18 protein-coding genes are annotated in these 26,473 nt (G+C 61.4%); 13 read left to right on the forward strand and 5 right to left on the reverse strand.

What is annotated here, in order from left to right; all coding sequences use genetic code 11:
• Position 1 precedes the first annotated feature (1 nt).
• The 4 genes from FNL14_RS14300 to FNL14_RS14315 all read left to right on the forward strand — a co-directional run bounded on the left by FNL14_RS14300 (position 2) and on the right by FNL14_RS14315 (position 6,156).
• Positions 2–1,018, forward strand: coding sequence for an ABC transporter permease (locus tag FNL14_RS14300; RefSeq protein ID WP_142061082.1), 1,017 nt, complete (start codon positions 2–4; stop codon positions 1,016–1,018).
• 76 nt (positions 1,019–1,094) lie between these two features.
• Positions 1,095–2,276: a M24 family metallopeptidase gene (locus tag FNL14_RS14305; protein WP_142061084.1), complete on the forward strand. Its 1,182-nt coding sequence runs from the start codon at positions 1,095–1,097 to the stop codon at positions 2,274–2,276.
• A complete protein-coding gene (locus FNL14_RS14310) occupies positions 2,276–4,393 on the forward strand; it encodes a hydantoinase/oxoprolinase family protein (protein WP_142061086.1) in 2,118 nt (705 codons plus the stop codon). The genes FNL14_RS14305 and FNL14_RS14310 overlap by 1 nt, the downstream gene beginning before the upstream one ends.
• 2 nt (positions 4,394–4,395) lie before the next feature.
• Positions 4,396–6,156: a hydantoinase B/oxoprolinase family protein gene (locus FNL14_RS14315; RefSeq protein WP_142061088.1), complete on the forward strand. Its 1,761-nt coding sequence runs from the start codon at positions 4,396–4,398 to the stop codon at positions 6,154–6,156.
• Between the two features lie 69 nt (positions 6,157–6,225).
• On the opposite strand, the gene FNL14_RS23330 is transcribed toward FNL14_RS14315, so the two are convergent.
• The 5 genes from FNL14_RS23330 to FNL14_RS14335 all read right to left on the reverse strand — a co-directional run bounded on the left by FNL14_RS23330 (position 6,226) and on the right by FNL14_RS14335 (position 14,964).
• Positions 6,226–6,585 carry a hypothetical protein gene (locus FNL14_RS23330; RefSeq protein WP_181762641.1) on the reverse strand — a complete coding sequence of 120 codons (360 nt, stop codon included), beginning with the start codon at positions 6,583–6,585 and terminating at the stop codon, positions 6,226–6,228.
• A 495-nt stretch (positions 6,586–7,080) separates the two neighbouring features.
• Positions 7,081–8,343 carry an ROK family protein gene (locus FNL14_RS14320; protein WP_142061090.1) on the reverse strand — a complete coding sequence of 421 codons (1,263 nt, stop codon included), beginning with the start codon at positions 8,341–8,343 and terminating at the stop codon, positions 7,081–7,083.
• A gap of 20 nt (positions 8,344–8,363) precedes the next feature.
• The gene (locus FNL14_RS14325; RefSeq protein ID WP_142061092.1) at positions 8,364–9,905 is read right to left on the reverse strand and encodes a family 43 glycosylhydrolase; all 1,542 of its coding nucleotides are present in this window, start codon (positions 9,903–9,905) and stop codon (positions 8,364–8,366) included.
• Between the two features lie 26 nt (positions 9,906–9,931).
• On the reverse strand, positions 9,932–13,099 hold the full coding sequence (locus tag FNL14_RS14330; protein WP_142061328.1) for a glycosyl hydrolase: 3,168 nt from the start codon (positions 13,097–13,099) through the stop codon (positions 9,932–9,934).
• Between the two features lie 5 nt (positions 13,100–13,104).
• A complete protein-coding gene (locus tag FNL14_RS14335) occupies positions 13,105–14,964 on the reverse strand; it encodes a glycoside hydrolase family 3 protein (RefSeq protein ID WP_142061094.1) in 1,860 nt (619 codons plus the stop codon).
• Positions 14,965–15,160: 196 nt separating this feature from the next.
• Here FNL14_RS14335 and FNL14_RS14340 point away from each other — a divergent pair, with 196 nt between their 5' ends.
• The 9 genes from FNL14_RS14340 to FNL14_RS14375 all read left to right on the forward strand — a co-directional run bounded on the left by FNL14_RS14340 (position 15,161) and on the right by FNL14_RS14375 (position 26,472).
• The gene (locus FNL14_RS14340; RefSeq protein ID WP_142061096.1) at positions 15,161–16,420 is read left to right on the forward strand and encodes an ROK family transcriptional regulator; all 1,260 of its coding nucleotides are present in this window, start codon (positions 15,161–15,163) and stop codon (positions 16,418–16,420) included.
• Positions 16,421–16,732: 312 nt separating this feature from the next.
• Positions 16,733–18,250, forward strand: coding sequence for an ABC transporter substrate-binding protein (locus FNL14_RS14345; RefSeq protein WP_181762642.1), 1,518 nt, complete (start codon positions 16,733–16,735; stop codon positions 18,248–18,250).
• Positions 18,251–18,330: 80 nt separating this feature from the next.
• Positions 18,331–19,266: an ABC transporter permease gene (locus FNL14_RS14350; RefSeq protein ID WP_255470859.1), complete on the forward strand. Its 936-nt coding sequence runs from the start codon at positions 18,331–18,333 to the stop codon at positions 19,264–19,266.
• Positions 19,263–21,098, forward strand: coding sequence for a dipeptide/oligopeptide/nickel ABC transporter permease/ATP-binding protein (locus FNL14_RS14355; RefSeq protein ID WP_142061102.1), 1,836 nt, complete (start codon positions 19,263–19,265; stop codon positions 21,096–21,098). The genes FNL14_RS14350 and FNL14_RS14355 overlap by 4 nt, the downstream gene beginning before the upstream one ends.
• Positions 21,095–21,982 (forward strand): ATP-binding cassette domain-containing protein, encoded by an 888-nt coding sequence (locus FNL14_RS14360; RefSeq protein ID WP_142061104.1) that lies wholly within the window; start codon positions 21,095–21,097, stop codon positions 21,980–21,982. Before FNL14_RS14355 ends, FNL14_RS14360 begins: the two co-directional genes overlap by 4 nt.
• 51 nt (positions 21,983–22,033) lie before the next feature.
• Positions 22,034–23,587 carry a GMC oxidoreductase gene (locus tag FNL14_RS14365; RefSeq protein WP_142061106.1) on the forward strand — a complete coding sequence of 518 codons (1,554 nt, stop codon included), beginning with the start codon at positions 22,034–22,036 and terminating at the stop codon, positions 23,585–23,587.
• Positions 23,588–23,594: 7 nt separating this feature from the next.
• Positions 23,595–23,999: a DUF6379 domain-containing protein gene (locus FNL14_RS23655; protein WP_255470846.1), complete on the forward strand. Its 405-nt coding sequence runs from the start codon at positions 23,595–23,597 to the stop codon at positions 23,997–23,999.
• Positions 23,996–24,889, forward strand: a complete 894-nt coding sequence (locus FNL14_RS14370) for a sugar phosphate isomerase/epimerase (protein WP_255470847.1) — start codon at positions 23,996–23,998, stop codon at positions 24,887–24,889. Before FNL14_RS23655 ends, FNL14_RS14370 begins: the two co-directional genes overlap by 4 nt.
• Entirely contained in the window at positions 24,886–26,472 is a 1,587-nt protein-coding gene (locus FNL14_RS14375; RefSeq protein ID WP_370455862.1) for an MDR family MFS transporter, read from the forward strand. Before FNL14_RS14370 ends, FNL14_RS14375 begins: the two co-directional genes overlap by 4 nt.
• Position 26,473: the final 1 nt, after the last annotated feature.

The raw sequence follows: 26,473 nt of genomic DNA on the forward strand, positions 1-26,473 counted from the left end.
CATGGCAATCTCAACACCGCAGACCACGAATCCTGCCGAGAAAACTGCAGCAACTCAGAAGCCGGCAGCAAGGGTCGTTTCCTTCAGCCCTAAAGTTACGCTCTCCGTTGTCCTTGTTCTGCTGATCATCTTCTTTGCCTCATCCCAGCCCAATTTCCTGACTGTGGAAAACTTTGTGAACATCCTGCGTTTGCAAACGGTTCCCCTGATATTGGCCGTGGGAATGACGATGGTCGTTCTGACTGGTGGCGCTGATTTGTCAATCGGATCCTCCTTGGCACTCTCGGGAATCCTCGCGGGAACGATGTATCTCGCCGGCGTCCCCGCGGTGGCCGTCATCGCCATCACCTTAGTCGCTGGCATGGTCTTAGGCCTTCTTAACGGCGTGCTGGTAGGCGTCCTGGGCATGTCCTTCTTTGTAGTGACCTTGGGAACACTGTCCGGATATCGGAGCCTTGCCCTGGTTGCCTCGGAGGGCAAATCCATCCAGCTTGGGGAGGCGCCCTTGTTCCTCGAAATTGGTGACGGAAGCCTCGGGCCTGTGCCCATTCCGGTGCTGATCGCCGCCATCGTGGTGGCCCTTGGCTACTTTGTTCTCGCTCATACGAGCTGGGGCCGCAAGATCTATGCAGTCGGCTCCAGCAGGGAGGCGGCACGGTTGGCCGGCATCCGGGTCCAACGTGTTCTGCTCTCCGTTTATGTGACTTCTGGCGTGCTGGCTGCGCTGGCCTCGATTATTCAGATGGGCAGACTCACATCAGCCTCTCCCGTCGTGGGCACTGGAATCGAACTGCAGGTTATTGCCGCAGTACTGCTCGGCGGGACCATCATGTCCGGCGGTTCCGGCGGGCTGGGAGGTACGGTCATGGCCGTCCTCATGATGGGTGTGCTCCAGAACGGGCTGACACTCTCCGGGGTCCCGGATTTCTGGCAGGGGGCCATCACCGGGACCATCCTCATCGTGGCCGTCTATATGGACCACGTACAGCGACGCCGTCGTGGCCTGGGCGCCGTGTAACTACTTTCCGGAGTTAGCCGCCGCCCTAACAAGAATTACTGAAAATCCTGACGTTTACCTATGAGGAGCTCGAAAAATGGTTACATCAAGTTTACTGACTTCGGCCTTTAGCCCGCTGAAGGAAAAGATTCGGGACGGTCGGATCGAGGCCCTGTGGGCCGAGATGAAGTCTGAAGGCCTGAGTGCACTGATCGTGGCAGGGCGGGGACTCATCACCCAGTACGGGTATCTCGAATATGTGACCGGCTACTGCCCGCAGGTTCGTCTCGCGTACGCAGTGGTCATCCCCGGCGAGGAACCGATCATGGTCCTGCCCACAACCTCCGATGCCTGGTTCGCCAAACAGGCCACACAACTGACAGACGTCAGGGCAGCCGGCCAAGGTGATGTCATCTCTGACCAGGACAGCCTCCCCCAGGTGATCGCTGCCGTCGTCACTGAACACCACGCTGATGGCGGGAAGATCGGGATCGTCGGCCTGCGGCACATCGTTCCCGTTGGAGACTACGAGATGCTGCGGGCCGCCATGCCAAATGCGCAACTGACTGACGCAACCGCACTGGTGGGCCGGATCAAGGCCGTGAAGGTCCAGGAGGAGATCGATGAAGTCCTGCGGTCCGCAGCCATTGCCGATGCAGGCCTGCAAGTCTTCCACGAACGCGCGGCCGTCGGAGTTTCCGGCTGGGAGTTGTGGGGGGACATGCAGCGCGAGGTCCGCCGGCGGGGAGCGCGGGAGGTCCTGATCATGGTGGGGACCAAACCGTACTTCAACGACGTTCCAACGGCTGATCCGCTCATTGAAGGCGATCTCGCCAGCGTCTATGTGGAAATCAAGGGGCCCAACGGATTCTGGGTAGAGAAGGCAAGCCTGTTCGCCTTCGGCCAGATCAGCAGCGAGAAGCGCCGTATGGCCGAGACCACACTGGCCGCCCACGAGGCCGCGCAAACCCAAATGCGGGTAGGCAAGACTGCAGCTGACGTAGCAACCGCAATTGAAAAGATCGCGGCACCCGAAGGCGTCGATTTCGGGATCTGGCACGGTCACGGCGTTGGTATCGACCATGACACGCCCGTCCTGACCGAGAGCGACAACACGATGCTGCTCGAGGGCATGGTCCTGGCCTTGCACCCGAACTTCGTGAATTCACAACTCACTGAAGGGGCGAGCGTTGCAGACACCCTCATCATCCGGCAGGGAGCTCCCCTGCGGGCCTCCAGCATCGCTCAAGAAATATTCCAGATCGGAAAGGGAAACTAATGTCCTATCAAGTTGGTGTCGACGTCGGCGGAACGTTTACAGATTTCCTTCTGGTGAACCAGGCCACAGGCGCTAAGCGCCAGCACAAGACCTCGACGACTCCCGCAGACCCCTCCAATGGGATCCTGAACGGGCTCTCGGAATTGGCGGTTCTCGAGGAGCTCTCCGAACAGGATTTCTTTTCGCAGATCGAGCTCATCGTGCATGGCACTACCGTAGCCACAAATGCGGTTTTGACCGGGCGAGGCGCCAAGACCGGGTTGATCACGACAGAGGGGTTCCGGGACATCCTGGAGATGCGTCGCGGCATCCGGAGCCGAAAGCACCTTTACGACAACAAGTACGTGGCGCCGGCACCTCTTGTTCCCAGGGACCTGCGTAAGACTGTTTCCGAGCGCGTTGATGTAGAAGGCACAGTAATAACACCCCTGGAGGTGGAATCACTTCGTCAAGCAACAGCGGAACTGGTCGCCGAGGGCGTTGAGGCAATCGCCGTCTGTTTCGTCCACTCCTATCAGAACGCCGCACATGAGCAGGAAGCCCGGAAGGTCATCGAAGAGTGTGCACCGGGAGTCTTCCTGTCCATCTCCTCGGAAGTGCTGCCGCAGATCCGGCTCTACCCACGGATCAGTACCACGGCGATGAATGCCTACCTTGGCCCTGTGGTTCAGCGGTACATGAAGAAGATTGTTGGGCGGTTGGCCGAACGTGGCGCCCACGGGACGCTGATGGTGATGCAGTCCAACGGCGGAATCACATTGCCCGCAACAGTTGCTCACCTGCCAGCCTCAATAACGATGTCCGGGCCCGCGGCCGGTCCGGTGGCCGCACTGGCCTATGTGGCACAGCGGGGCTGGGCCGACTGCACGGTGGTCGATATGGGAGGCACAAGCTTTGACGCCTCCTTGGTCAAAGACGGCCAAGTCCAGATCACCCGAGAAGGCGAGATCAACCGGCACGTGATCTCCCTGCCGACTACGCACGTAAACACCATCGGCGCTGGCGGCGGATCCATCGCCTGGATCGACGACGGCGGTATGTTGCGTGTGGGCCCGCAGAGCGCCGGCGCAGATCCCGGGCCCGTCGCCTATGGCAAGGGCGGTGAGGAACCAACAGTTACGGACGCCGGCGTCGTTCTCGGTTATATAGACCCCGACTATTTCCTGGGCGGCCGGGTAAAGCTGCGGAGCGACCTGGCGGCCGCGGCCATTGCGAGCAAGGTCGCAGGTCCGCTGGGCCTCTCAGTCGAAGAGGCCGCTGCCGGTATCTACGAGATGGTCAACCTGGAGATGGCGGCGGGAACCAAAAACATCTCGGTAGAACGAGGCTATGACCCCCGGGAATTCCCGATGGTAGTGGCCGGTGGCGCCGGACCCGTCCACGCCGGCATGATTGCCCACGAGCTGGAGATACCTGTCGTGGTCATACCGCGACTGTCCTCGGTGCTGTGCGCCGCGGGGATGTTGATGGCGGACCTGCGACACGATTTTGTCCGTGCTTTCAGTACCAGGTTCTCGCATATCGACCTGAACCGTGCCCATGCGCTGATCACCGAAATGTCCCACGAGGGCGACGCACTGCTGGACCTCGAAGGGGTTGCCGCTGATGATCGCGCCGTCATCGTGTCTGCGGACATGCGATACATCGGACAGCACCACGAGGTTATAGTCAGCTTCGACGCCGAGGATTTGGATCCAGCGGATCCGGCCGGGCCGGGCAGGGTCGCCGAGCTTTTCCACTCGCGGCATGAACAGCTGTACGGCTTTTCAGCCGCCGGTGCCGATCTGGAGATGCTTAGCCTCCGGGTGGCTGTGGTCGGCCGCAGGCCGGCGCTAGACCTCACTGAGACTGCTGCCGGATGCGAGTCTGAAGCTCCTCCAAAGGGGCGCCGCGACGTCTACCTCAAGTCGCTGGGCCGGAAGGAGTCGGTGCCGGTTTACGACGGGCAGTCACTTCCTGTCGGACAGCAGATTATGGGCCCGGCCATCGTGGAGGAACCAACCACGACGGTGTTTGTCCCGGAATTCTTTGACCTTGAGCTCGACGGCTCGGGTAGCTACGTCATGACCCGCAAAAACTTTGACGCCTCGTCTCTGCTCACGGAAGGACAAAATTAGACATGTCACAGGTACAAGCACAGGCAAGGAAGGCTCTTAGCCCGATTCTTACCTCAGTCATAGCAAGCCGGATCAAGGCCATTGGCGAACGTATGGGCGTGGTGGTTGAACGCAGCACGAGATCCCCCCTGCTGGTGGAGGGCCGCGACTTCTCTCTGGGCATCTATGACCAGGATGGGCGGCTCATCGAGCAGACGGAATACATTCCGATCCTTGGCTATGCCGCTGCGCCGGCGATGCGCCATATCGCCGAAAAATTCAAAGGCAGAGTCAAGCAGGGAGACGTGATTCTCCACAATGATCCGTACACCGGCGGCAATCAGGCCTCCGACTGGAAGGTCACCAAGCCGGTCTTCCATGAGGGGGAACACATTGCCTGGGTTGTCATTACAGCCCACCAGGCAGACGTCGGCGGCGCGGTTCCGGGGTCATACAACCCCAACGCCACGGATCTCTGGCAGGAAGCGCTCAGGTTGACTGCAGTCAAGGTCTACGACGGCGGTGTCCTGCGCGATGACGTATGGGACCTGATCTTCGGCAATGTCCGCCTTGGCGTCGTTGAAGAGGACATTCGCGCAATGATCGGCGCCTGCACAGTTGGCGAACGCGAACTACAGGTACTGGTGGGTCGCTACTCAATTGAGACCTTTAAAGCCGTGGTCGACAGCATGCTCGACTCTGCCGAGGCTATGGCCCGTCAAATCATCAGCAGGATGCCGGATGGTGTCTACAAGTCACAGTGGCAGGTCAATTATGACGGCATCACCCCTGACAGCACCATGCAGATCAGGGTTGAGATTACCGTCAAGGGCGACAAGCTAGTGTTCGATTTTGCCGGAACGGATCCTCAGACACCCGGATACGTCAACGCCCCCTTGGCTGTGACCCTCTCCTCCGTCATGATTTCCTTCTTTATGTTGGCGGATACGGAAATTCCGCACAACGACGGAATTATGCGGTGCATCGAGGTCAAAGTACCCGAGGGCAGCATCCTGAATTGCCAATATCCGGCGGCGTCAGGATTCGGTAACCACCTTTCAGACCAGATATGCTCGGCCATCATGCTGGCCTTCTCCGAGGCTCTCCCGGAACGAGTAACCGCTGGCTGGAACCCGCTGCTGTGCTCCATTCTGAACGGCCAGGAGGATCGGAACGATTCACCCTTCGTGGACATACTCATCAACGCCTGCAAGGGCGGCGGAGGCGGGACCAAGGGTGCAGACGGTTACGACCATGTGGGGCTCATCGCTTCCGGCGGCGCGCTCGGGGCGCAGGACCCAGAGATGTTCGAACTAATGATGCCGATCTTCATCCGGAAATTTGAATACCTGCAGGACTCCGGCGGGGCAGGAGAATGGCGCGGAGGGCTGGGTGTTGAGTCGATCTTCGAGTTCAAAGCCCCCAGTATCCAGGCCAGTATCTTCGGGGACGGCGATACCGAAGAGTCGGCCGCGCCGGGTCTCAATGATGGGATGCCTGGATCGGTTAACCTGATTGAATTCACCTATCCGGACGGTGACGTGGTCATCCCGAAGTCCAAGGACCTGATCACAGGGCTGCCGGCCGGGACGCTGTATCGTCAGCTCGCCGGCGGTGGCGGCGGATTCGGAAATCCCCGGATGCGCCCGGCCGAACGGGTAGCTGAAGAAGTCCGATTTGGATATGTGTCCGTTGCCTCTGCCCGAGAACATTATGGGGTTGCGGTCGATGCCGCAGGGGTCATCGACCAAGAATCCACTGACGTACTTCGCAGCGTCGCATAGCTGAATCACCCTAGACCTAAGCGCTGGCCCGGGCCTCACAAGGAGGTCCGGGCCAACATGTTCTGGAACTTAAAGGTTGATGACGTTGACGTCGTCCTGCTCAAGTACCCGTTGCGCTTCCTTAAGCACGCTGCCCTTGCCACTGCCGTAGTGACCTGTGAGAGCAATGTTGCGTGGCCCTTCGGAACCCGACTTAGCGAGTTCCGACTCCAGGATATTGACGAGTTGGACTCCGCTATCAGGAGGAGTCAGAAAAGGGTCAAAATATTCAACCCCGGGCCTCGTCAGCAGCACAGTGCCGCATCCGGGAGCGTGGGAAATCGCCCCCTGCTCATCTGCTGGAGCTGCATTTTTGGCAGGACTTGCGGACGAGGCCACGGCGGGCCGGCAACACCGCGATGCCAAAATGTCAAGGTTTGTCAACAGCATAAAAACAAAAAGCCTTTGACCTGCGGAAACACTGTGCCCGAGGTGGGACTCGAACTGAATTCCCGGCCTTGCAAAAACTCGGGACTCCTGAAAACATGCGGATCCAGAGCAGTCCGACGGATCTAAAGCCCGATCCAACGCTGAGAGCGTGGACATTGTCCACAGGCCTATTCAGTTCAGTTCAGGGCACTTCGAACGGTGGTGGCCACGTGTCCGGCAGTGTCCACATTTGGGAGGCTTCGCGGACTGTGTTGATGAATCTGTTTCCCGTCCTGCGGAAACGTTTGTTTGCGCCACGGTCGCCACCGCTACTGCTGCCGGGGATCTACCCCCAACCGCTCTCAATTTCCCGCCGTGGATACCCTGAACTGACCCCAGCCATGGACGGATCAGAGTCGCCACCAGCCCAGGGCCACGTGATGAGTTGTGTGGTGTGCTTCTCAAGTTTGCGCAAGGCCGCACGATTCCGGGTAAGAGATACGCTTTAGTGCAGGACTAGGCTGTGGCTTTCACTCCTTCTGAGGACGGCCGGCCGTCGCCGAACCAGCGTGGGAAGGTTACGTCGAAGAGTTGCTCGCGGGCCAGTTCAGCTCCGCCCCGCAAAGGTTCTCGTTCGTCATTGGACGACTGGAGAACGATGAGGTCGCGCGTGGCCAGCGGAAGAGATAGTTCGTAGATCCTCTGGCGGACTTCAGAAAGGAAGACCTCCCCAGCTGACGCCATCACGCCGCCTATGACGATGACACCCGGGTTGAACATATTAACCAAGCCCGATAAGGCTTCTCCTGCCACCCGTGCCGATTGTCGAATGAGGGTAATTGCCAGCGGGTCCCCTTCTGCCGCGGCCAAAGTAATGTCCTCAGGGATCAACGGAGCTTTTCCGGCCCTGCTGGCCAGTGGCCCCTTTGCTCCCTGCCCGATCGCCAACTCTGCGTCGCGAACCACCGCCCATCCACCAGCTACTGCTTCCAGGCAGCCGATCTTCCCGCAACGGCATTGGGCCTGAGATCCTGTAACTCTGACATGCCCGATGTCGCCCGCGGCACCGTTTGCCCCGCGATGTATTCGTCCCTGGGACAACAGTCCGACGCCCATACCCAACCCGATTTTGCAATAGATCAGGTCCGTGGGCACGTCTCGGCGGCGGGCGCGTTCTCCGAGCGCCAGGAGATTCACGTCATTGTCCACCCAAACGGGCGCACCGTATCGCTCCTCGAAGGGTGTGCGGACGTCGAAATCGTTCCATCCTGGCATGATGGCCGGTGCCGCAGGCCGTCCGGTGAAGAAGTCCACGGGTCCGGGAAGCCCCACCACCACGCTCCAGACGGGTTGTTTGTTCCCCTTCTCCAATAGCTCTTCCACCATCGAGACCACCATGTCAATGGTTTCCCCGGGCCCGCGGGAAATGTCCCAGTTACGGTGCATGTGCTCCAAGATGTCGCCGTCCAGTTCGGCAATGCCCACTCTGATGTGCAGGGCCCCCAGAGCACAAACAACGATCAATCCCTGTTCAGCGCAAAATCGAAGCTTCCGAGGTTGGCGGCCCCCGGACGAGGCTCCGAATTCACCGTCAGCCAAAAGGCCCATCTCGACTGCCTGATCCACACGCTGCGAAACCACGCCGCGGCCAAGGCCCGTCAGTTTACCGAGTTCCGGGCGGGTAATCGCCTCACCGGTTCGGACCAGGTTGACGATCCGCAGCAGGCTCGTTCCTTCATCCGTATGGGCTCCAAAGCGGAGGGTGGACTCTGTGGTCATGCTTGATCACTCCTCCACAGCTAGAAGGCACGGTAAGTGAAGTTCGTGAACCGCACTTCCCCTGTCCCGACTGCGAACAGGGCCGGGCGCAGGCTGAGGAGTTCGTCGGCCGTATTTGTGTTGTAACCCTCCACGTTGAAACGCAATCCATGCCTGGTCCAGTCCTCCCCGTTCATGCTGTAGTACTGGGTGACGATGTGGTTGTCGTTCACTATTCGCAGGTGCATGGTCCGGGCCGCTGGTGCAGGTTCACGCCAGTACGGAATTGCCTTGCCGGCGCGGTAGCTGGTCATGCTGCTGCCGTCGTGGCCCATGCCGCAGAACAGGCGGTCGCTGTAGTACAGCAGCAGCCCGCCTTGGGCGCCGTCGCGGAGTTCCACCTGGACCGTGATCTCGTATCGCCGGTCGCCGACGATACATGTCAACGCCGAGCTGTTTGACGGGCCTGATCCGCGGGCTTGCAGAACCAGGCCGGCATCAAGAGATGTCCGAAGATACTCGTCCTTGGATGGGGCGTGGAACGACCATTGGGTTCCAAAGCGCCCGGTGGAAAAATCATCGGACAAGGGCAAGCCGTGCGTCTGATCGGCTGTTAGAGACAGGGCGGGCAGCGGTGCCGGCAGTGCCGCCGAAAGATCTCCCCCACCGGCTCGGGGCCATCCGTCCTCGTCCCATTCGATGGGTTCCAGCAGCGTTTGCCGGCCGAGGGTGGCGAACCCGTTCTCGTAGCCGTGGTAAATGCTCCACCATTGGCCGTTGGGGCCCTCGAACAAGGTGGCATGGCCCTTGCTCCACCAGGGCTCGTTCGCATCCCATGTCCTGATGATGGGATTGCGGGGACAGTCCTCCCACGGGCCATTGATGGAGCGGGAGCGGGCAACAGTGACCATATGGCCCGTGGGCGGACCTGACGTGCCGCCCACCGCCGTCGTCAGGTAGAACCATTCGCCGCGGCGGGTCAGCTTGGGCCCTTCCAGTGCGTACGCTTCAACAACCCAGTCGTCGGGATAGCGCCAGCCGTCGTAGACGTGCTCCACTGGTCCGTTCGTGGCCAGTCCGTCGTCGGTGAGCCGGACACGGCTGACTCCGCTGAGGAACAGATAGCGGCTGCCATCCTCTCCCACCACGTGCCCCGGATCGATATGCCCTTCGATGCCCAGGTTGATCGGCTCGCTCCAAGGTCCTGCCATGCTCTCGGCATGGATGACATACGTCAGCACAGGCGCGTTTGGGTCCGGGGAAACGGCCGTGGGAATGATCGGTATATAGATGAAGTACCGGTCGTCCACTTTGCACATGTCCACGGCAAACACGCAACCGATGGGTGTCGGTAGAGCCGGCCCGAGCGGCTGCCAGTTCAGCAGGTCCCGTGAGTGCCAGATGATGAGTCCGGGCGTGGACTCGAAGGAGGAGAAGGTCACGTAGTAGTCATCGCCGTCGCGGAGGATGGCCGGGTCCGGGTGGTCCCCGGCGAACACCGGGTTCAGGTAAGTTCCATCACCGAGGTCGGCCCGGCGTTGGCCTTCCACGCTCACGGCGGGCGGCGTTGTTTGGTATGTCATTCATCGAGTCTTTTCAGTAGTGGAAATTACGGGTGGTGCTTGTAGACCAAGCTCAACGGGCCCAGTAGGCCTGCCGGCAGGATTTCGGCTTCATGGTTGAACACGGTCGTCATTGGTGGGTAGAGCGTCCCGGTGTTGCTGCGGGCTTCAGCAATCAGCCGGTTGCGCCACGGATTTGTGATGCTGATTTCGATCCGGTTCGTCCCGGGCGTCAGCGCGTTGGTGGGCACCCTGTAGGGAGCAGTCCAGAGAATCCCTGCCTCTTCTGCATTGATTTTGATGTGGGCTACATCAGCAACATCGGCGAACTGGACTGCGTGCGGGAGGTGGGGGCCGTCGAGCTGGAACTCCACCACGTAAGTGGCCGTGCCGGAGAAGTGCTTCGCCCCGAGTCCGGGGTCGGTCCAATAGGTGGCGTGCGTTAGCTGTATCGGGTCGGAGCCGGGGATGGTGAGGGTCCATTCTCCCGCGGCCTCGGTAACCCACTCCTTTTCGGGGCGTGGATCCGCTTCGCCTCTGAGAATAAACAGGGAACCGTAAGGGGGCAGCCGTACATCGTAGCCGTTTCCTCCATCGGTGCCCTTGAGGGCCCATTGACCTAGTGTTACCGGGTCCCAGGCGACCAACCTGCCATCCATGTTTGGCATCGTCACGGTGGTGCACAGCTCTTCGTTGACAGGGTTGGCGATGAAAAGCAGAGGTTGATCGCCGTCCACCCAGCGAGCGATCCGCCGCACCCTGGAGTCACCCACCATCATGCGTGGTGGGAAATGTTCCCTAAGCACGGAAGCCAGATCTGTGGTGGCGAAAACCTTGCCGCTGTTCGAGCTGTCCCAAATGAGGTTGCACAAACGCTCGTGCTCCGAGTCCTCGTCCGACAGGGAGCGCTTAGCCCCCGGGCGTTCGCCAACGACTGTCGCGCCCTGCTCCACCAATCGCAGGATCGCTTCGAGGGCTGTTGTGCTCATCCTGTTGCTGGCACCGCCGAGGTAAAGAAGCCTGTAGCGGGATGTACCTGCCTGCAGCTCGCCCGCCTGGACATTCAAGACGGTACGGAGTGCATCCGGTCCGATGTAGTCGTAGTCGTAGTCAGCCGGAACGTCGTGGTTGCAAGTATTCCCGAAAAGGGCGGTGACGGGCGCTTCCTCGCCGATGAAGTAGGCGATATCCACGGCTGGCCGGCCAAGAGAAAGTAGGTGTGAGCACCGGGCCAAATAGTCCACCCAGGGCTTGGCAGTGGACGCCCACGTTTCATTGCGGGTAAAGGATTGCCCGAGCGAGGGCGCCAGGGCAATGCCGGGTGGTGGTACCTGGGTGGGTTGGTGCGGGGACGTATGGATGCAGAAGCGGGTCACACCGAGTGCCAGTTGGAGGTCAGCCACATGCTTCAAAGACTTCGGCGAATCACTCCACGGGTTCCGTCCTGAGGTGAAAGCTTCAGCGCCGGTGTGGCTGCGTCCGTAGACGTGTGCCACCGATGAGGCGCCTTTGAGATCCGCGACGTAGGTAGGCGCGGGGCCCGCTTCAGAGCTGAAGGTCCACATGGCCCCCATGGGGACATCTGCGTGCGAGCGCATGGCCAGATCGTCGCCGAGCTGTGGCCTGCGGTCTTCCAGGGCTTCCGCGTAGTAGATCGCGCCGCGCTTATGTGCTTCTTCGGACAGTGTGCCGTAGTAGGACTCTGCGAAGACTTCAGCGATCGTCCGCCGGAAGTCGGCGAGGAAGAGGTCGCTGGAATAAGCGTCCTCCACCAGGAACCCGGCTGTGGTGAGCATCCAGGGGATCATGTCGTAGCCGCGAAGACGGCGGAAGCCGGCATCGAGGTGATCCGTGATGTTCTGCAGTCCGGCCTCAATGCTGTCGCTGAGCAGGCCGTCGATCGGTGCGTCGCCGAACTGCGCCAGGTGGGTTGAGATGTAGCGCCGGACTCTTTCGCTATCAAGTTTGTCCACTTCGAGTCCTGTGGCTTCCGGCAGTGCCGGGCCGTTGGTTTGCCCGGTAAGGGAGGCTCCGAAGCGAACGATTCTCCAGGTCCCGTCAGGAAGCGGGCTCGTGAGCCTTCCCTGTGAGAGGTGTCCGCTGACGTTCAAGATTTCGGCCAGCGGAACCACCGCGAATGCCGCCTTCGGGTCTGTATCAAGGCGGTCGTAGTCGGGTGCGGTGGCGAAACCACTCTTCGCCTCCCGGTGGGCGGGCATGCCGGACTCGTAAAGGGCGAATCTTTTGACGGTGAACTCGCTGAGCGGCCGAAAAACCGGCGGGGGCACCACCCCTTTCTCGAACGCCGCCAGAACCGTCGATATCCCGTCGGCCTGCAGCCGCAACCGGAAATGCGTCCCGGTAACGGCGGGGAAAGACATGGTCCTCGAGGGGCATTGCGTCGCCGGCAACGCGCAGACGGTGACGTAACCGCCGTCGTCATTCTGGACCTGCAGAGTGGCGGCGGCGGGCGGAGCCGCACCGAAGCCGTGCGGGCCGGGGAGCTCGATGACACAGGAACGCACGGTCACGGGGGTCGCAAAGGACTGTTCGATCCAGGCCACCGAGTGGTCGTCCGGGTCGCGGGCAAGCCGGAAACCTTCGACGGCGGTGGCCAGGTTAGCGGCGACCGCTTCAGCAAGCGAGTCGGAAGTCCGGACGAACGCAGGCGCCAAGGCATCGTGGGTGTTGTGGAACGGGATGGCCAAGGCAAAGAGGTCTTTGGCATCTCCCGAGCCTTCATGTGGCTCAACTCCCCACCTGGGGATGTCCTGGTACGGCCCTGCGACATCCGGGAGTCTGTTGAGTTGAATCAGCTCGCCGCCTTCCACCACGGTCTGCGACCACACCAGCTTGCGCATGGCATCGGCCTTATCAACCCACGGGGCTCCAGCGGCGCTCCACCCGGCAGAAGTGGCAACGGTGAAGTCCAGGCCGAGGCCGTGGGCCGTCGACGCGGCAACGGCGATAGCTTCGCGCCACTGCTCGCTGCCGGGAATCACAGCCTTTTCCACCACAAGTGGGTTACCCAGCGCCCCATCGAAGGATTGAACGCCGCGGACACCCACGGAATGGAGCCAGCGAAGGTCCGCGCGAATGCCTTCGAGGTCCACATTGCCGTCCATCCAGTGCCACCACGCGCGAGGTCGCGCCGAATCCGGGGGGTCAACGAACTCACTCCAGAGAACTTCGCTCGATAGTTGTTTTCCGGTCATCCCGTTCACGTAAGCATCCCGGACTCGCTCCGGGAAGTTGACGGCACGCTGAGGCCGGCGCCGTACGGGTAGAGCGGATTCAGGGTGTCGTTGGGGACGTCAGGATGTGAAGCTTCGACGGCGGCCATGGAGCGAGGCAGCTCGATCGGCAACCGGCCCTTGGGTGGAATCGCAGCAGTCAAAGCATCCAGCAGTGCAGCATCGGATGCGCCAAAGTTTGCGGTGATGGCAGTGGCAATGGTGTCGAAGGGGGTCAGGATTGCTGCCCGTTCGAGGTAGACGTCCAGGATCACGGGGAGTTCTTCTGCAAGTGCCCGTACCCGTGCGATCTCTTCGTCAGGGAAGTCGAGGCTGCCCTGATGCGTCATGGCGTCCAGGAAGTACTCGTTGCGTGGTTCGTAGGGCGCTGCCAGGCGTACCAGCGCTACATCAGCCTCCACCACATCCGAAACGAGGATCACCTGATCGGTAACAACGGCCGGGTCCACACCTTCGACATATATACGGGTACCGGGTGCAAGGGGCAGCAACCCATCGTTCTTGAGGACGGTGACAGCTTCTGCCTGGGCGCGGTGTCCGGCGTTGCGGAACGGCTCGGATCCCACCACCTCGTTGACAGCCTCCGCGTCAACGTAAGGATTGTCGAAGAGCCCCAGCTCGAATTTAACCCGGAGGATTCTCAGCACCGATGCCTCCACCCTCTCCGGGGACAACTTGCCGTTGGCCAGCAGCTCAAGCACCAACTCCGTGCAGGATTCGCCACCCAACTGGTCCACGCCGGCGTCGAAAAGCTTCTCCACCCGGTCAAGTGGACTCAGGTGCTCAACACCCCACGCCTTGGCGGGGAAGGGCAAACCAAAGACCTCAAGGTCAGTGACAAGCTGCCAGTCGGTCAGGACAACACCTTCGAAGCCGAGCTGTTCGCGAAGAAGTGACGTGATGAGGTACTTGTTGTAGGAAAAGCCCACCTCCTCCACGTCGACACCATCAATAACGAGGTCTTTCGCCAGTGAGTAGTAGGGCATGATCGCGCTTGTGCCGGCGTCAATCGCTGCGCGGAACGGCGCCAGGTGCCCATCGAAATTCCCGCCGGGGTAGATCTGGGCTTTGCCCTGCGGGAAGTGTGGATCCTCTCCGTCTTCCTGGGCGCCTCCGCCCGGGAAGTGCTTGGCGGTACAGGCGACACTCGAGGATGACAGCTTTCCACCCTGCAGACCTGCGATGAGCAACGCAACGTACTCTGACGTCACCGCTGAGTTTGAACTGAAGCTCTGCAGTTGACGCGCCCAGCGCGGTTCAGATGCCAGGTCAATCTGTGGGTGAAGGGCTGCACGAAGCCCGACGGCGACATATTCTCTTCTTGCCGTCTCCGCGAACTCGCTGATTACAGCAGGATCACCGAGGGCGGCCAAGCCCATCGGTTCGGGCCACTGTGAAAACGAACCGGCGGCGAAAGCCATTCCGTCATTTTGTGCAAAGCCATGGCGGGGATCGGTGGCAAAGGTGATGGGGATCCCGTGCGGTGTAAGCTCTGCGAGTTCCTGCATGGCGTTCTGCCAGCGGGCCATGTGCTGGGCTGATGGGAAGCGGCCAATATTGAAATGGTTGATGGACTTGCCAACCACAAAGTCACGCGGAGACTCCGGCCCGAAGGGACTGGCCGTATCATGATCAGCCACCTCACCCACAACCATCACCGTGTTGAACAGCAGCCCGACTTTCTCTTCCACCGACAAACGCGTCAGGAGATCCGTGGCGCGGGTGGCTGCATCCAGCCGTGGATCTTCGTACGGATCCAGCACTCCGTTTCCGTTCAGGTCGCGGTACTGGACACCGTCTTCAGTGGTCTTAACAGATCGCCGCATGCGGCCTCCTTGTGTGATGGGTTTCAAAAAGTTTATCCGCTTACCGGAAAAAGTTATAGACTTGGACTCGGTCAGCGCAAGCTAAAGTTGCGGATGGTGGCCCAAAAATGCGGATCGTCGGGCAAAGACGAAAGTGTCATGGGGTTGTCTTTAGGGGCCACGTCAAAGGTGCTGAAGGCGCTTGGAGGGAAAAACAATGGCCATAGAGCGGTACACCGGACTGGCGTCGGTGCTGGAGACAGTCCGTTGGCAGGACGGCATCACGCAGGCAACCCTGACCGACCAGGTAGGCCTGGGCCGCAGTGTTGTTGCCGAGCGGGTTGCGGAACTCGAACAGATCGGGCTCATCCACTCCCCCGGCCGCGCCCCCTCTACAGGAGGGCGAACAGCCAAGCTGTTATCCCTCAACGCCCAGGCCGGCTACGTCGTAGGCGTGGACATCGCCTCGAATGAAATGGTCGTCAGCGCTTCCGATCTTGCCGGCGCCCTGCTGGGCACCCGCCACAGGGAACTATGCGACGTCGGCGAAGGGCCCGCGCAGATCCTGGACCAGGTCAATGCCATCATCGAGGAAGTTATCCGGGAGCAAAGCAGCAACAATCTGCTCGGGATCGGCGTGGGCCTCTCCGGTCCGGTCAATTTCGACACCGGCACTCCCGTCGGCGTACCAGTCCTGCCCGGCTGGGGTGACTACCCGGTGCGGGAACAGTTTGCGGCGCGGTGGCCGGTTCCGGTCTGGGTAGACAACCGCGTAAATCTCCTGGCTTTGGCTGAAATCGAAAGCAATCCGCGGGCCGCCAAAGCAAAGCACCTGCTCTACTTCGGAGCCGGTGCCGGGGTTGGGGCCGCCCTCATCACCCACGGCCGTCTCTACCGGGGCTCCCACGGCCTGGCCGGCTCCATTGGCCACGCGGCCGTTCCCGAGGCGGGAGTGGTCGCCTGCAGGTGCGGACGCACGGGCTGCCTGGAGGCAGTGACCAGCGGGTGGGCGATCGAGCGGGACGGCCTGATGCTCGCCGAAACCGGACGCAGCGCTTATCTCGCGCAAGTCCTTAAAGAGACCGGGCGTGTTCGCGCCTATGACGTCACGCTTGCCGCTGAACACGGGGATGCCGCGGCAACTGAGCTACTGAGCCGCACAGCGGCGCTCCTGGGAAGCAGCCTCGCAACCCTGGTCAGTTTCTTCGCTCCACACATGTTGGTTGTTGGCGGCGGCATCGCACGTGCCAAAGACATCGTACTGAAGCCCATACAGCAGGCAGTCCTGGAGCGGCTGCCTTCAACAGGTGCGCCGGACCTGCTCGTAGAGCTATCGGCCATTGACGAACAAGTGGGCGGCGTTGTGGGTGCAGCCCAACTTGTCCTGGGGGAACTCTTCTCCAAGGAAAACCTTCCCCGGCTACTCGAGCGGTTGACCCAAACCCTCAAACAGGACACCGAAGGGCTCTCGGCCTAATCTTCCGGGCTCCGGAAGAAGTGGTTGACTTATTCCGGTCACCGGATTATCTTTGTAACAGGCGCCACAAAGCGTTCGACAGCAACACTGACCTCGACGGCGAGGGAGACCAAATGGAGCACACCCTCTGCACCCTTGGCCCTGCGCCGGAACGCTTACAAGGAATCCGCGGGATTCCCTGTAAAACAAGGCGCCTTTCCACGGCATTTCAGCCACCATTCACCGCAATACCTATCGATCTCCGTAGCGTTGTCGCCGGAGAACAGTCGGATCACTCGAAGCTGAGCTTTCGACGCCATGTCTAGGAGAAACATGCGCAAACTAGTCGGCATTGCCGCCGTCACAGCCGTCATGGCGCTTACCGCCTGTACCGGCTCCTCCCCTGGTGGTTCCCCCGCCCCAACTGAGTTGGACATCGCAGCCATTGCGCCGCCCGAGTCCTTCTCTCCGGGCAACTTCGGCACTGGCCCCACCACCCAGTTCCTTCAACCGGTCTACGACTCCCTCTTCCGGAACACCAATGAGGGAGAACCTGCCGAGAACATCGTGACCAAGTGGTCTTACGATGACGCCCGGACCAAGCTCTCCCTCACTATCAGGGAGGGCGTCAAATTCACCGATGGGACGGCATTGGATGCCGCCGCAGTGAAGGCCAACCTTGATTCCGCCCGCAAGGGTACCGGTGAAGCAGGTGGGCAACTGCGCTTCATCCAGGATGTCACCGTCACCGACGCCACCAACCTCATGGTCACGCTTTCCGCTCCGGACCCGTCGCTCGTGCCGAACCTGGGCGGAACCGCCGGTGTCCTTGCCAGCCCGAAGGCCTTGGGAACACCGGAGCTGGACACCACTCCCATAGGTTCCGGCCCTTACATCCTGGACGCAGCAAAGTCCCAGACCGGCATCAAGTACGTCTACACGCGAAACGCTGACTACTGGAACGCCAAAGACTTCCCGTTCGACACCGTCGAAGTCACGGTCTTCAACGACAACAATGCAATCCTCAACGCACTGCGGGCCGGTGAAGCAGACTTCGCAGTAGTGACCGACAAGGATTCGAACAGCCTCAAGTCCGCCGGCCTGAATATCCAGACCAGCCCCGCCTACACCACCAGCGGCCTTTACTTGTTCGACCGCAAGGGCTCCCTGGTTCCTGCGCTCGCCGAGCCGAAGGTCCGCCAGGCAATCAACATGGCCTTGGACCGCGACGCCATCCACGCGAAAGTCTTTGGCGGTAAGGGCAAGGCCACCAGCCAGGTCTTCAGTTCCACCAGCGACGCTTTCATCCCGGACCTGGACAAGAAGTACCCCTTTGATGTGGACGCCGCGAAGAAGCTTCTCGCCGACGCCGGTTATGCAAACGGCTTCACCCTGCCCATGCCGGATGTGTCACCCGTATATCCCGACCAGCAAGCGGCTGTGACTGAAGCGCTGACGGCTATCGGCGTCACACCGCAGTACCAGCCTGTGAACGGCCAGACGTTCATCTCGGATCTGTTGGCAGGAAAGTACCCCGCAGCGATTTTCGGGCTCAACAGCCCGCGCCCGTGGGATTTCGCCCAGATTGCGCTCACTCCCGAATCACTCTGGAACCCGTTCCACGTCTCCGATCCCACTGTGGTTGAGCTGATCAACAAGGCTCAGAGCGAAACCGGTGATGCCCAGACCGAAACGTTCCGTCAACTGAGCACCTACCTGGTGGACCAGGCCTGGTTTGCGCCCTACATCCAGTCTGACAACGTCTTTGCAAGCACTACTGAAATCACTGTCACGCCGCAGCGCTATTCCACTCTGCCGCCGCTCTGGGGCTTCACAGCCTCGAAGAAGTAGGTGGGTGGCCGGCCCGTCCCAAGGCCGGCCTCCCCCCGCCAATCCCCTCATCTTCCGAAGCCCAAGGAGCTGCCGTGCTGATGTTTATCCTTCGCCGCCTGGCCTCAGGACTGGTGCTCATGTTCGTCATATCCACAGCGACGTTCTTCCTCTTGAACCTCACGGGGCAAGACCCTGTCCGTCAGGTTCTGGGACCTGTGGCTTCGGCCGAGCAAGTGGAGGCCAAGCGCCAACAGCTGGGCCTCGATGAACCTTTGATCACCCAGTACTTCCAATGGCTCGGATCGGCCGTGCGCGGAGATTTGGGCCGGTCATGGTTCACCAACCAGCCTGTAGGAGAATTGCTCTCCCAGACGCTCCCGCCCACCTTGTCCATGGTGATCGGATCACTGATCCTCGCCGCCTGCTTCGGAACGTTGATCGGGGTCACTGCGGCGTTGCGCCGGGGCCGCCTGGATCGCGGTCTCCAGGTGGCGTCCACCCTGGTCCAGGCAATTCCAGGCTTCCTGGTAGCCCTGGTCCTGGCATTGGTTTTCGCTGTTCAACTTCGCCTGCTGCCGGCCACGGGGTTCACAGCCTTCAGCGATTCCCCCGGCAAGTGGCTTGCCTCCATCACGCTGCCGGTCATTGCGCTGGCGTTGGGTTCCCTGGCTTCCATTGCCCTGCAGGTCCGGGGGTCAATGATCGATGTCATGCAGCAGGACTTTGTCCGGACACTGCGCAGCCGTGGCCTCCCCGAGCGAAGTGTCGTGGTGAAGCACGCCTTGCGCAGCGCCGCCGGTCCGAGCCTCACCACGGTGTCCCTGATGTTCATCGTGGCCATCTCCAGTTCGGTGATCATTGAGAAAGTCTTCAATATCCCCGGAATCGGCACCCAGGCCAACAACTCTGCCGGCCGCGGCGACCTTCCCGTTGTACTCGGGATCGTCTTGGTCACCGTGGTGCTGGTGGTCGTCGTCAACCTCCTCGTCGATCTGGCGCAAGGCTGGATCAATCCGAAAGTTCGTGTCTCATGACCGATAACCTAGTCACCGGCACCCGCAAGTCGCTTGAAGTAGTCGGCTCCGCGCCACAAGGCGACAAACTGATCAAGAAGTTTCTTCGTGAACCTGCAGCGGTCATTTCCCTGGTGTTCCTGGCCTTGCTCGGGGTGGTGGCGATCCTCGCACCGTTGATCTCCTCCTACGACCCCACCGCCACACGCCTCGCTGATGTCCTCGCGCCCCCTTTCACTCCCGAGCACCCACTGGGCGCTGACGGCGTGGGCCGCGACGTCCTGGCGAACCTTGTCCACGGCGCCCAAACCAGCCTTTCCAGTGCCGCGATCGTCATCGCCGTGAGCCTGCTGATCGGCGTACCCACCGGGCTCCTGGCGGGTTACCGCCAAGGGTGGATCGACGGCGTAAGCATGTGGATCAGTGGCGCGCTCCTCTCCCTGCCGGCCATCGTGGTGCTCCTTGTAGTACTGGCCCGTGTGGGACGCAGTACCTCACTTGCTCTGGTGGTGTTCGGCATACTGATCGCCCCATCGGTGTTCCTTCTGATCCGCGGCTCGGTCCGGGCCGTACGGGAAGAGCTGTACGTGGACGCAGCCCGGGTCTCCGGTTTGAGCGACATGCGCATCATGGTCCGCCACATCCTTCCGGTGGTTATCACGCCCACCATCATCCAGGCGGCCCTGTTGGCAGGTGCCGGCATCGGAATCGAAGCAGGCATTGCCTTCCTTGGCCTTGGCTCCTCTGACAAAGCCAGCTGGGGCCTGATGCTCAATGACGCATCGCAAAATATCTTCAACGCTCCCTGGTTGCTGCTCTGGCCAAGTGTTGCACTGGTGTTGACCGTCATGGCCTGCACCCTGGTGGGCAACGGCTTCCGCGACGCCCTGGCGAACTACGGATTCTCGGCCGGCCGCACCAAGACGGTAAAGGCAGCCAAAGGCACCGGTTCCACTCCGGAACCGGCACGGCCGCTGGAAAAGGCGCTTGTGGATCCGGGAGACACGCTCCTGGTCATCAACGACCTCCGGGTTTCCTATCCTCGCCCCAACGGTGAGAAGTCCGACGTCGTCAAGGGCGTTTCCTTGAGGGTGGAGCGCGGCCAGATCCTTGGCCTGGTGGGAGAGTCCGGTTCGGGCAAATCGCAAACTGCCTTCTCGGTCCTGGGACTGTTGCCCGGGCAAGCCGAAATGACTGCCGGAACCTTGAGTTTCGCCGGAGCGGACCTGTTGCGGATGACTCCGAAGGAGCGCAACCGCCTGCGCGGCGCCCGGATCGGCTACATTCCCCAGGAACCGATGAGCAACCTCGACCCCGCCTTCCGCATAGGGTCCCAACTGACCGAGCCAATGCAGCACCACCTGGGCATATCGGCGAAGGATGCCAAAGACGAAGCCCTCAAACTCCTCGCCCGCGTAGGCATTCCCGATCCTGAGCGCGTCTTCAAGTCCTACCCGCATCAAGTCTCAGGCGGAATGGCGCAGCGCGTGCTCATCGCAGGAGCCGTTTCATGCAACCCGGAGCTCCTCATCGCTGACGAACCCACCACCGCACTGGATGTCACTGTCCAGGCGGACGTGCTGGACCTCATCCGCAGCCTTCAGGCAGAACGCGGCATGGGCGTGGTCCTGGTGACGCACAACTTCGGAGTGGTTGCCGATCTCTGCGACCAAGTGGCCGTGATGCGCAACGGAGAAATCGTGGAGGTAGCCGCGGTCAATGACCTGTTCGCGAACCCCCGGGAAGAGTACACGCGCCTCCTCCTGGACTCTGCGCTCGATTCAACGTCGAACACTGCAGGCGACCACCCCATCGACCCAGACTTGACCACCGAGACAGAAGGTGCACGATGACTTCCGTCAATCAGACCCCCTCGCTTGAGGCAGAGCCCCTCCTGCGGATCACTGACCTGACCGTGGACTACAAGGTGGGTGGGTTCGGCCGTAAGCGGACTTTCCGTGCCTTGCACGGGGTAAGCCTGGACATCAAGCCCGGGGAAACCCTGGGGCTGGTGGGCGAGTCGGGCTCGGGCAAATCAACAATCGGGCGTGCCGTGCTGGGCCTGGCTCCCGTGACCGGTGGCGATATCCGTTTCGATGGCAGGTCGATCACCAAGCTCGGCAAGAAGGAACGCCGGGCTCTGAGCAGCGATATCCAGGTGGTGTTCCAGGATCCCTACACCTCCCTGAATCCTTCAATGACCATCAGCGACATCTTGTCGGAGCCCATGCAGGTATCGGGCACCTCCCGCGCTGATGCCCAACAAAGGGTTCGCGAACTCCTCGATGTAGTGAATTTGCCCTCCAACGCGAGTACCCGCTATCCGCGCGAGTTCTCCGGTGGCCAGAGGCAACGCATTGCAATCGCCCGCTCCTTGTGCCGAAAGCCCAAGCTCATCGTGTGCGATGAGCCCGTCAGCGCACTGGACCTGTCCACCCAGGCACGGGTTCTCCAACTTTTCGCCGAGATACAAGAGCAGACCGGGGTTTCGCTCCTGTTTGTCACCCACGATCTGGACGTGGTGCGGCATATCAGCGAGCGCGTGGCAGTGATGCGACACGGAGAAATTGTGGAAACCGGCATCACGGAACAGGTTATTGCCAATCCGCACCATGCCTACACGAAGGCGCTCCTCCTGGCCTCCCCTATCGCCAACCCGGCCCGGCAGGCCGTGCGGCGCCGGGAACGACGACTTTTTCTTGACGCTCAACCCGCACTGTCCACAGCGGCCCGCTGAGCAAACCACCAGGGCGTGAAGCCCTCCTTCTACAGACTCCTGGAGAACAGCATGACCACCACAGCAGTACCTTCAGCGCGCCCTTATCCGGCCGGCGTCGACGTCGCAATCATCGGCAGTGGCCCTGCCGGCGCCACTTATGCACGGATTCTTTCCGAGCTCAGCCCCCAAGCGAGCATTGCCATCTTTGAGGCCGGACCCACCATCAGTGATCCGCCCGGATCCCACGTGAAAAACATCGCAAGTGTTCAGGACCGCGAAGTTGCCCAGCGCCGCTCGGAGGGAAAAGTGGGCGCCCTGCCAACCGGCGGGAACCTCGCAGAGTATGCACGCGACGTCGCACGCCCGGTGCGGCCCGGCACCTTCCTGCTTGATGGCGGTTGGCAGCAGCCCGGCGAGGCTGGACTGCCGGGTCTTGCATTCTCCAGCAATGTTGGCGGGATGGCGGCCCACTGGACCGGGGCATGCCCGCGTCCAGGTGGAAGCGAGCGCATCGCGTTCCTTCCGAACATGGATGAGCTTCTGAGCGAGGCCGAACGCCTCCTCTCGGTCAGCTCGGAGGCACTGGCCGATGCTCCCCTTGCTGATCTTGTCCGCTCACGTCTGGCAAAGGCGCTCGACGGCGGCCGCGCACCTGACCGTCGCGTGCAGCCCATGCCGCTGGCAGTCCGCCGCACGGACGACGGCCGCTTCATTTGGTCTGGAGCTGACGTGGTGTTCGGTGACGAGACGCGGAACAACCCCCGGGCCCGGCTGTTCGACGAAAGCGTGGTTGTGCGGGTGCTGACCGACGGAGATCAGGTCAGCGGTGTGCGGGTTCGCGACGACAAGACGGGAGACGAGCATGAGATTGCTGCCCGGTACGTCGTAGTTGCCGCCGATGCCCTCCGCGGTCCGCAGCTGCTCTTCGCGTCTGGTATCCGCCCCGAAGCACTCGGCCGGTACCTGAACGACCAGCCTCAGATTGTCCACGCCGTCCGGTTGACCGGCGTCGTGGATGAAGTTCCCGCTGCCTCGTTACACGACACCACCATCACCGCCCAAAGCGGTGTGAGCTGGGTGCCCTTCACTGATGAGCAGCCCTTTCATGGGCAGGTCATGCAACTCGACGCGTCGCCGGTGCCCATTTCAGGGGACGTCATCCCTGGTTCGATCGTGGGGCTGGGGTGGTTCTGCGCCAAGGACCTTCAAGCGTCGGACCGCGTTGTCTTCTCCGAAGACACCACGGATGCCTATGGGCTGCCGGCAATGAACATCCACTACACCTTCACCGAACGTGACGAGCAGACACTGTCCGCAGCACGCCAATCGGTGGTTGCCGCTGCCCGGTCCTTGGGAGAACCGCTGGGCGATGAACCGCTCACCTTTCCTGCCGGAGCCTCCCTCCACTACCAAGGCACCCTGCGGATGGGGACATCCAACGACGGCACCGCTGTGTGCGATCCCACCGGACAGGTGTGGGACGTCAGAGGGTTGTTCGTTGCCGGCAACGGTGTCATCCCCACCCCCACAGCCTGCAACCCCACCTTGACCGGGGTGGCCCTGGCCGTCGCCGGTGCACGCCACATCGCCGAATCAATCAACTCCACGTCCACAGAGAAGTGAGGAAAACATGGTCCTCGAACGAGAACTGATCCAAAGCCGGGGCTTTCGCAACGTCCAGGAGGGTACTGACACGGTCGGCTTCGAAATAGCCCTTCGCATGCCCAACTACCGGGGCCTGTGGGGAAGCCTCATTGATGGGGCTGCTGTCACTGTTGATGGCCGGGAGTGGAGCCGGGAAGAACCGCGCTGGACACTCCAGGGACGCACTTTCAGCATCGAGGAGCTGCGCCGGTCCACCGACGTGCGTTGGCAGCTCGACGAACTGGCCACCATCACGGTGCCCCTCGAAGGCGGCCTGGCCGTAGGTGTCCATGATGTGCGGGTCGATATCGCCTTGTACGCGCCCTACATCCCCGCACAATTCCAACCGTCAATTTTCACGTCCCAGCGAAAGGTCACGGTCCTCGCATGAGCAACCTCAAGTACGGTGTCTCCCTTTACAGCTACACCGGTGACATCAACACCGTCCTCACCCTCGAAGATGCCATGGCACAGATCGCCGACATCGGGGCGACAGGGATCGAGATCCTCGGCGAAGGCCACATACCCAACTACCCGGAGCCGTCCACGGCATGGATCGACCAATGGTACGGGCTGCTCGAAAAGTACCAGCTTGAACCCACCAACTACGGGTCTTGGATCGATTCCAGCTTGTGGCGTCACCGCGACCTCACGGCCGATGAGGGTGCTGTGATGCTTGCCCGCGATCTCCGGCTGGCCCATCGCCTCGGCTTCACCTCAGTCCGGCCGAAGATCGGGGTAGTGTCCATGGATTTGCGCCCCCACCCGATCTGGGAGGAAGTGATTGAGCGCAACCTCGATCTCGCGGCGGAGCTGAACCTCATTATTTGCCCTGAAATTCATGCGCCCACTCCCATCAAGCACCCCGTGGTGGACGAGTACATCGAGTTCATCGAACGGACCGGATCGAAGAACTTCCGCCTGCTGATCGACACCGGAATCTTCCAAAGGGCAATCACCACCGCAAAGCATGACGGCCTCAGCGAAGAAGCCCAGGAAGAAGGCTGGCGTAAACCCCTGGCCGTTCCCATGTCGGACTTGGTGGATGTTCTCCCCTACGTGTCCTTCATTCAGGCCAAGTTCTTCGACATCGGCGATGACCTTGTTGACGGCCAAATACCTTGGCGCGAGATCCTTCAGACCCTGAAGGAGAACGAATGGTCGGGTTACCTGTCCAGCGAATACGAAGGCGATCGGTTGCCTTACCGATCCATTGAACAGGTCCGGCGGCAGCACGCGCTTCTGCACAGCCTGGAGGCCGAGATCGACGGGACGCCGTGACCGAAGTCCACAACAGCAACCAAAGCACCCACCAGATCTCTGCCACACGCCTGCGGCTCCTCATGGCAGCGCTCCTGGCGGTGTCATTCCTTGGGGCCCTGGATCACACCATCGTTTCAACGTCATTGGCCACAGTGGCCGGCGAGCTTGGCGCCCTCCAGCACATGAGCTGGGTGGTGGTCGGCTACACGCTGGCCAGTACCGTCCTGCTCCCGGTCCTCGGTGGGCTGGGTGACCGGGTCGGCCCACGGATGGTCTTCCTGGTTGCGCTGGCCGGCTTTGTTGTGGCGTCGTTCGCTTGTGGCTTCGCGCATGACATGACGCAGCTGGTCGTCGCCCGGGTCTTCCAAGGCATGAGCGCCGCGGGACTCCAGCTGATGTCGCAGACAATCGTCGCCGAGGTGGCAACACCAAGGCAACGCCCGCAATACCTGTCACTGATCGGGGCCGCCTTTCCGGTGGCAATTTTGATCGGGCCGCTCCTCGGAGGCCTGATCACGGACCACTGGGGGTGGCCTTGGGTTTTTTGGATCAATGTCCCGGTGGGGCTGGCCGCGCTTCTCCTGGCGGTCATCGCCGTTCCGCACATTGAGCCGGCAGGCAGCAAAAAACGGTTCGACGGCGTTGGTGCACTTTTGCTCACAGCTGTCCTTGTGGCGGTGGTGCTGGCCGTTGCATGGTTCAGTTCAGCAAACTCCTCGGCGTGGATCGCCGTGGGTGCCGGCGCAGCGGCGCTGGCGGGCCTGATCGCCGTCGAGCGTGGCCAACGCAACCCGATCATCCCGGTCCGCCTGTTCCGCAACCGTACGTTCAGTGCCGGCGTGGGTTTGTCCGCAGTCATGGGTGCCGGGCTCATCTCGGCTACGGCGTACCTGCCAACGTATTTCCAGATGGCCTACGGCGTCAGTGCCACCGTCTCAGGGCTGGTTCCCATCGCCACGGTACTCGGGATGTTGGTGGGCAACCTCGTGACGGGTTGGGCCGCTTCGCGGACGGGCCGCTACCGCGTCTTTCCGCTGGTCGGGACAATAATGGGAGCCCTCGGGCTCGGGGCCATGTCCTTGCTCCCGGCGGGCGTCCCGCTGTGGGTCCCGGCGTCGATCATGGCGTTCGTAGGCCTCGGCACCGGAGCGTTCATGAGCCTTGCCATTGCAATCGTGCAGAATGCTGCACCACGCAGTGAACTCGGTACCGCCACGGCGACTGCCGGGCTGAGCGGCCAGATCGGGTCCACCATCGGATCAGCAGTCGTGGGTGGAGTGGTGGGGTTCGGGGTCGCAGCGCTCCTGCCAACCGGGCTCGATTCCGGTACCCTCACCCCGGCCCTGGTCCACGCCGCAGACCCCGCCCTGCAGGCCGAGATCGCGTCGATTTACCACGACGTGTTTTCTCCCGTTTTCCTTGCACTGGCCGGCATCTACATCCTGGGTTTCATTGCAGCGTTACTGCTGCCTGACGGACACCTTTCGGACGAAGCCACCGCACCCGCAGACAACCCTGCCAACCTGGACGACTCAGCCGATCTGGACGACCCTGCAAACCTGGACGGCCCTGCCGATCTGGCAATGCAAGCAAAGGAATGAC

The organism is Pseudarthrobacter sp. B4EP4b (genome assembly GCF_006680095.1).
GTDB lineage: Bacteria > Actinomycetota > Actinomycetes > Actinomycetales > Micrococcaceae > Arthrobacter.

Excerpts from the sequence above, each read along its gene's own strand:
- FNL14_RS14300 (WP_142061082.1), top strand. The coding sequence starts at position 2 with ATGGCAATCTCAACACCGCAGACCACGAATCCTGCCGAGAAAACTGCA.
- FNL14_RS14330 (WP_142061328.1), bottom strand. The coding sequence starts at position 13,099 with ATGACCGGAAAACAACTATCGAGCGAAGTTCTCTGGAGTGAGTTCGTT.
- FNL14_RS14365 (WP_142061106.1), top strand. The coding sequence starts at position 22,034 with ATGACCACCACAGCAGTACCTTCAGCGCGCCCTTATCCGGCCGGCGTC.
- FNL14_RS14325 (WP_142061092.1), bottom strand. The coding sequence starts at position 9,905 with ATGACATACCAAACAACGCCGCCCGCCGTGAGCGTGGAAGGCCAACGC.
- FNL14_RS14320 (WP_142061090.1), bottom strand. The coding sequence starts at position 8,343 with ATGACCACAGAGTCCACCCTCCGCTTTGGAGCCCATACGGATGAAGGA.
- FNL14_RS14305 (WP_142061084.1), top strand. The coding sequence starts at position 1,095 with ATGGTTACATCAAGTTTACTGACTTCGGCCTTTAGCCCGCTGAAGGAA.
- FNL14_RS14355 (WP_142061102.1), top strand. The coding sequence starts at position 19,263 with ATGACCGATAACCTAGTCACCGGCACCCGCAAGTCGCTTGAAGTAGTC.
- FNL14_RS14335 (WP_142061094.1), bottom strand. The coding sequence starts at position 14,964 with ATGCGGCGATCTGTTAAGACCACTGAAGACGGTGTCCAGTACCGCGAC.
- FNL14_RS14310 (WP_142061086.1), top strand. The coding sequence starts at position 2,276 with ATGTCCTATCAAGTTGGTGTCGACGTCGGCGGAACGTTTACAGATTTC.
- FNL14_RS23330 (WP_181762641.1), bottom strand. The coding sequence starts at position 6,585 with ATGCTGTTGACAAACCTTGACATTTTGGCATCGCGGTGTTGCCGGCCC.
- FNL14_RS14350 (WP_255470859.1), top strand. The coding sequence starts at position 18,331 with ATGTTTATCCTTCGCCGCCTGGCCTCAGGACTGGTGCTCATGTTCGTC.
- FNL14_RS14370 (WP_255470847.1), top strand. The coding sequence starts at position 23,996 with ATGAGCAACCTCAAGTACGGTGTCTCCCTTTACAGCTACACCGGTGAC.
- FNL14_RS14360 (WP_142061104.1), top strand. The coding sequence starts at position 21,095 with ATGACTTCCGTCAATCAGACCCCCTCGCTTGAGGCAGAGCCCCTCCTG.
- FNL14_RS14315 (WP_142061088.1), top strand. The coding sequence starts at position 4,396 with ATGTCACAGGTACAAGCACAGGCAAGGAAGGCTCTTAGCCCGATTCTT.
- FNL14_RS14340 (WP_142061096.1), top strand. The coding sequence starts at position 15,161 with ATGGCCATAGAGCGGTACACCGGACTGGCGTCGGTGCTGGAGACAGTC.
- FNL14_RS23655 (WP_255470846.1), top strand. The coding sequence starts at position 23,595 with ATGGTCCTCGAACGAGAACTGATCCAAAGCCGGGGCTTTCGCAACGTC.
- FNL14_RS14345 (WP_181762642.1), top strand. The coding sequence starts at position 16,733 with ATGCGCAAACTAGTCGGCATTGCCGCCGTCACAGCCGTCATGGCGCTT.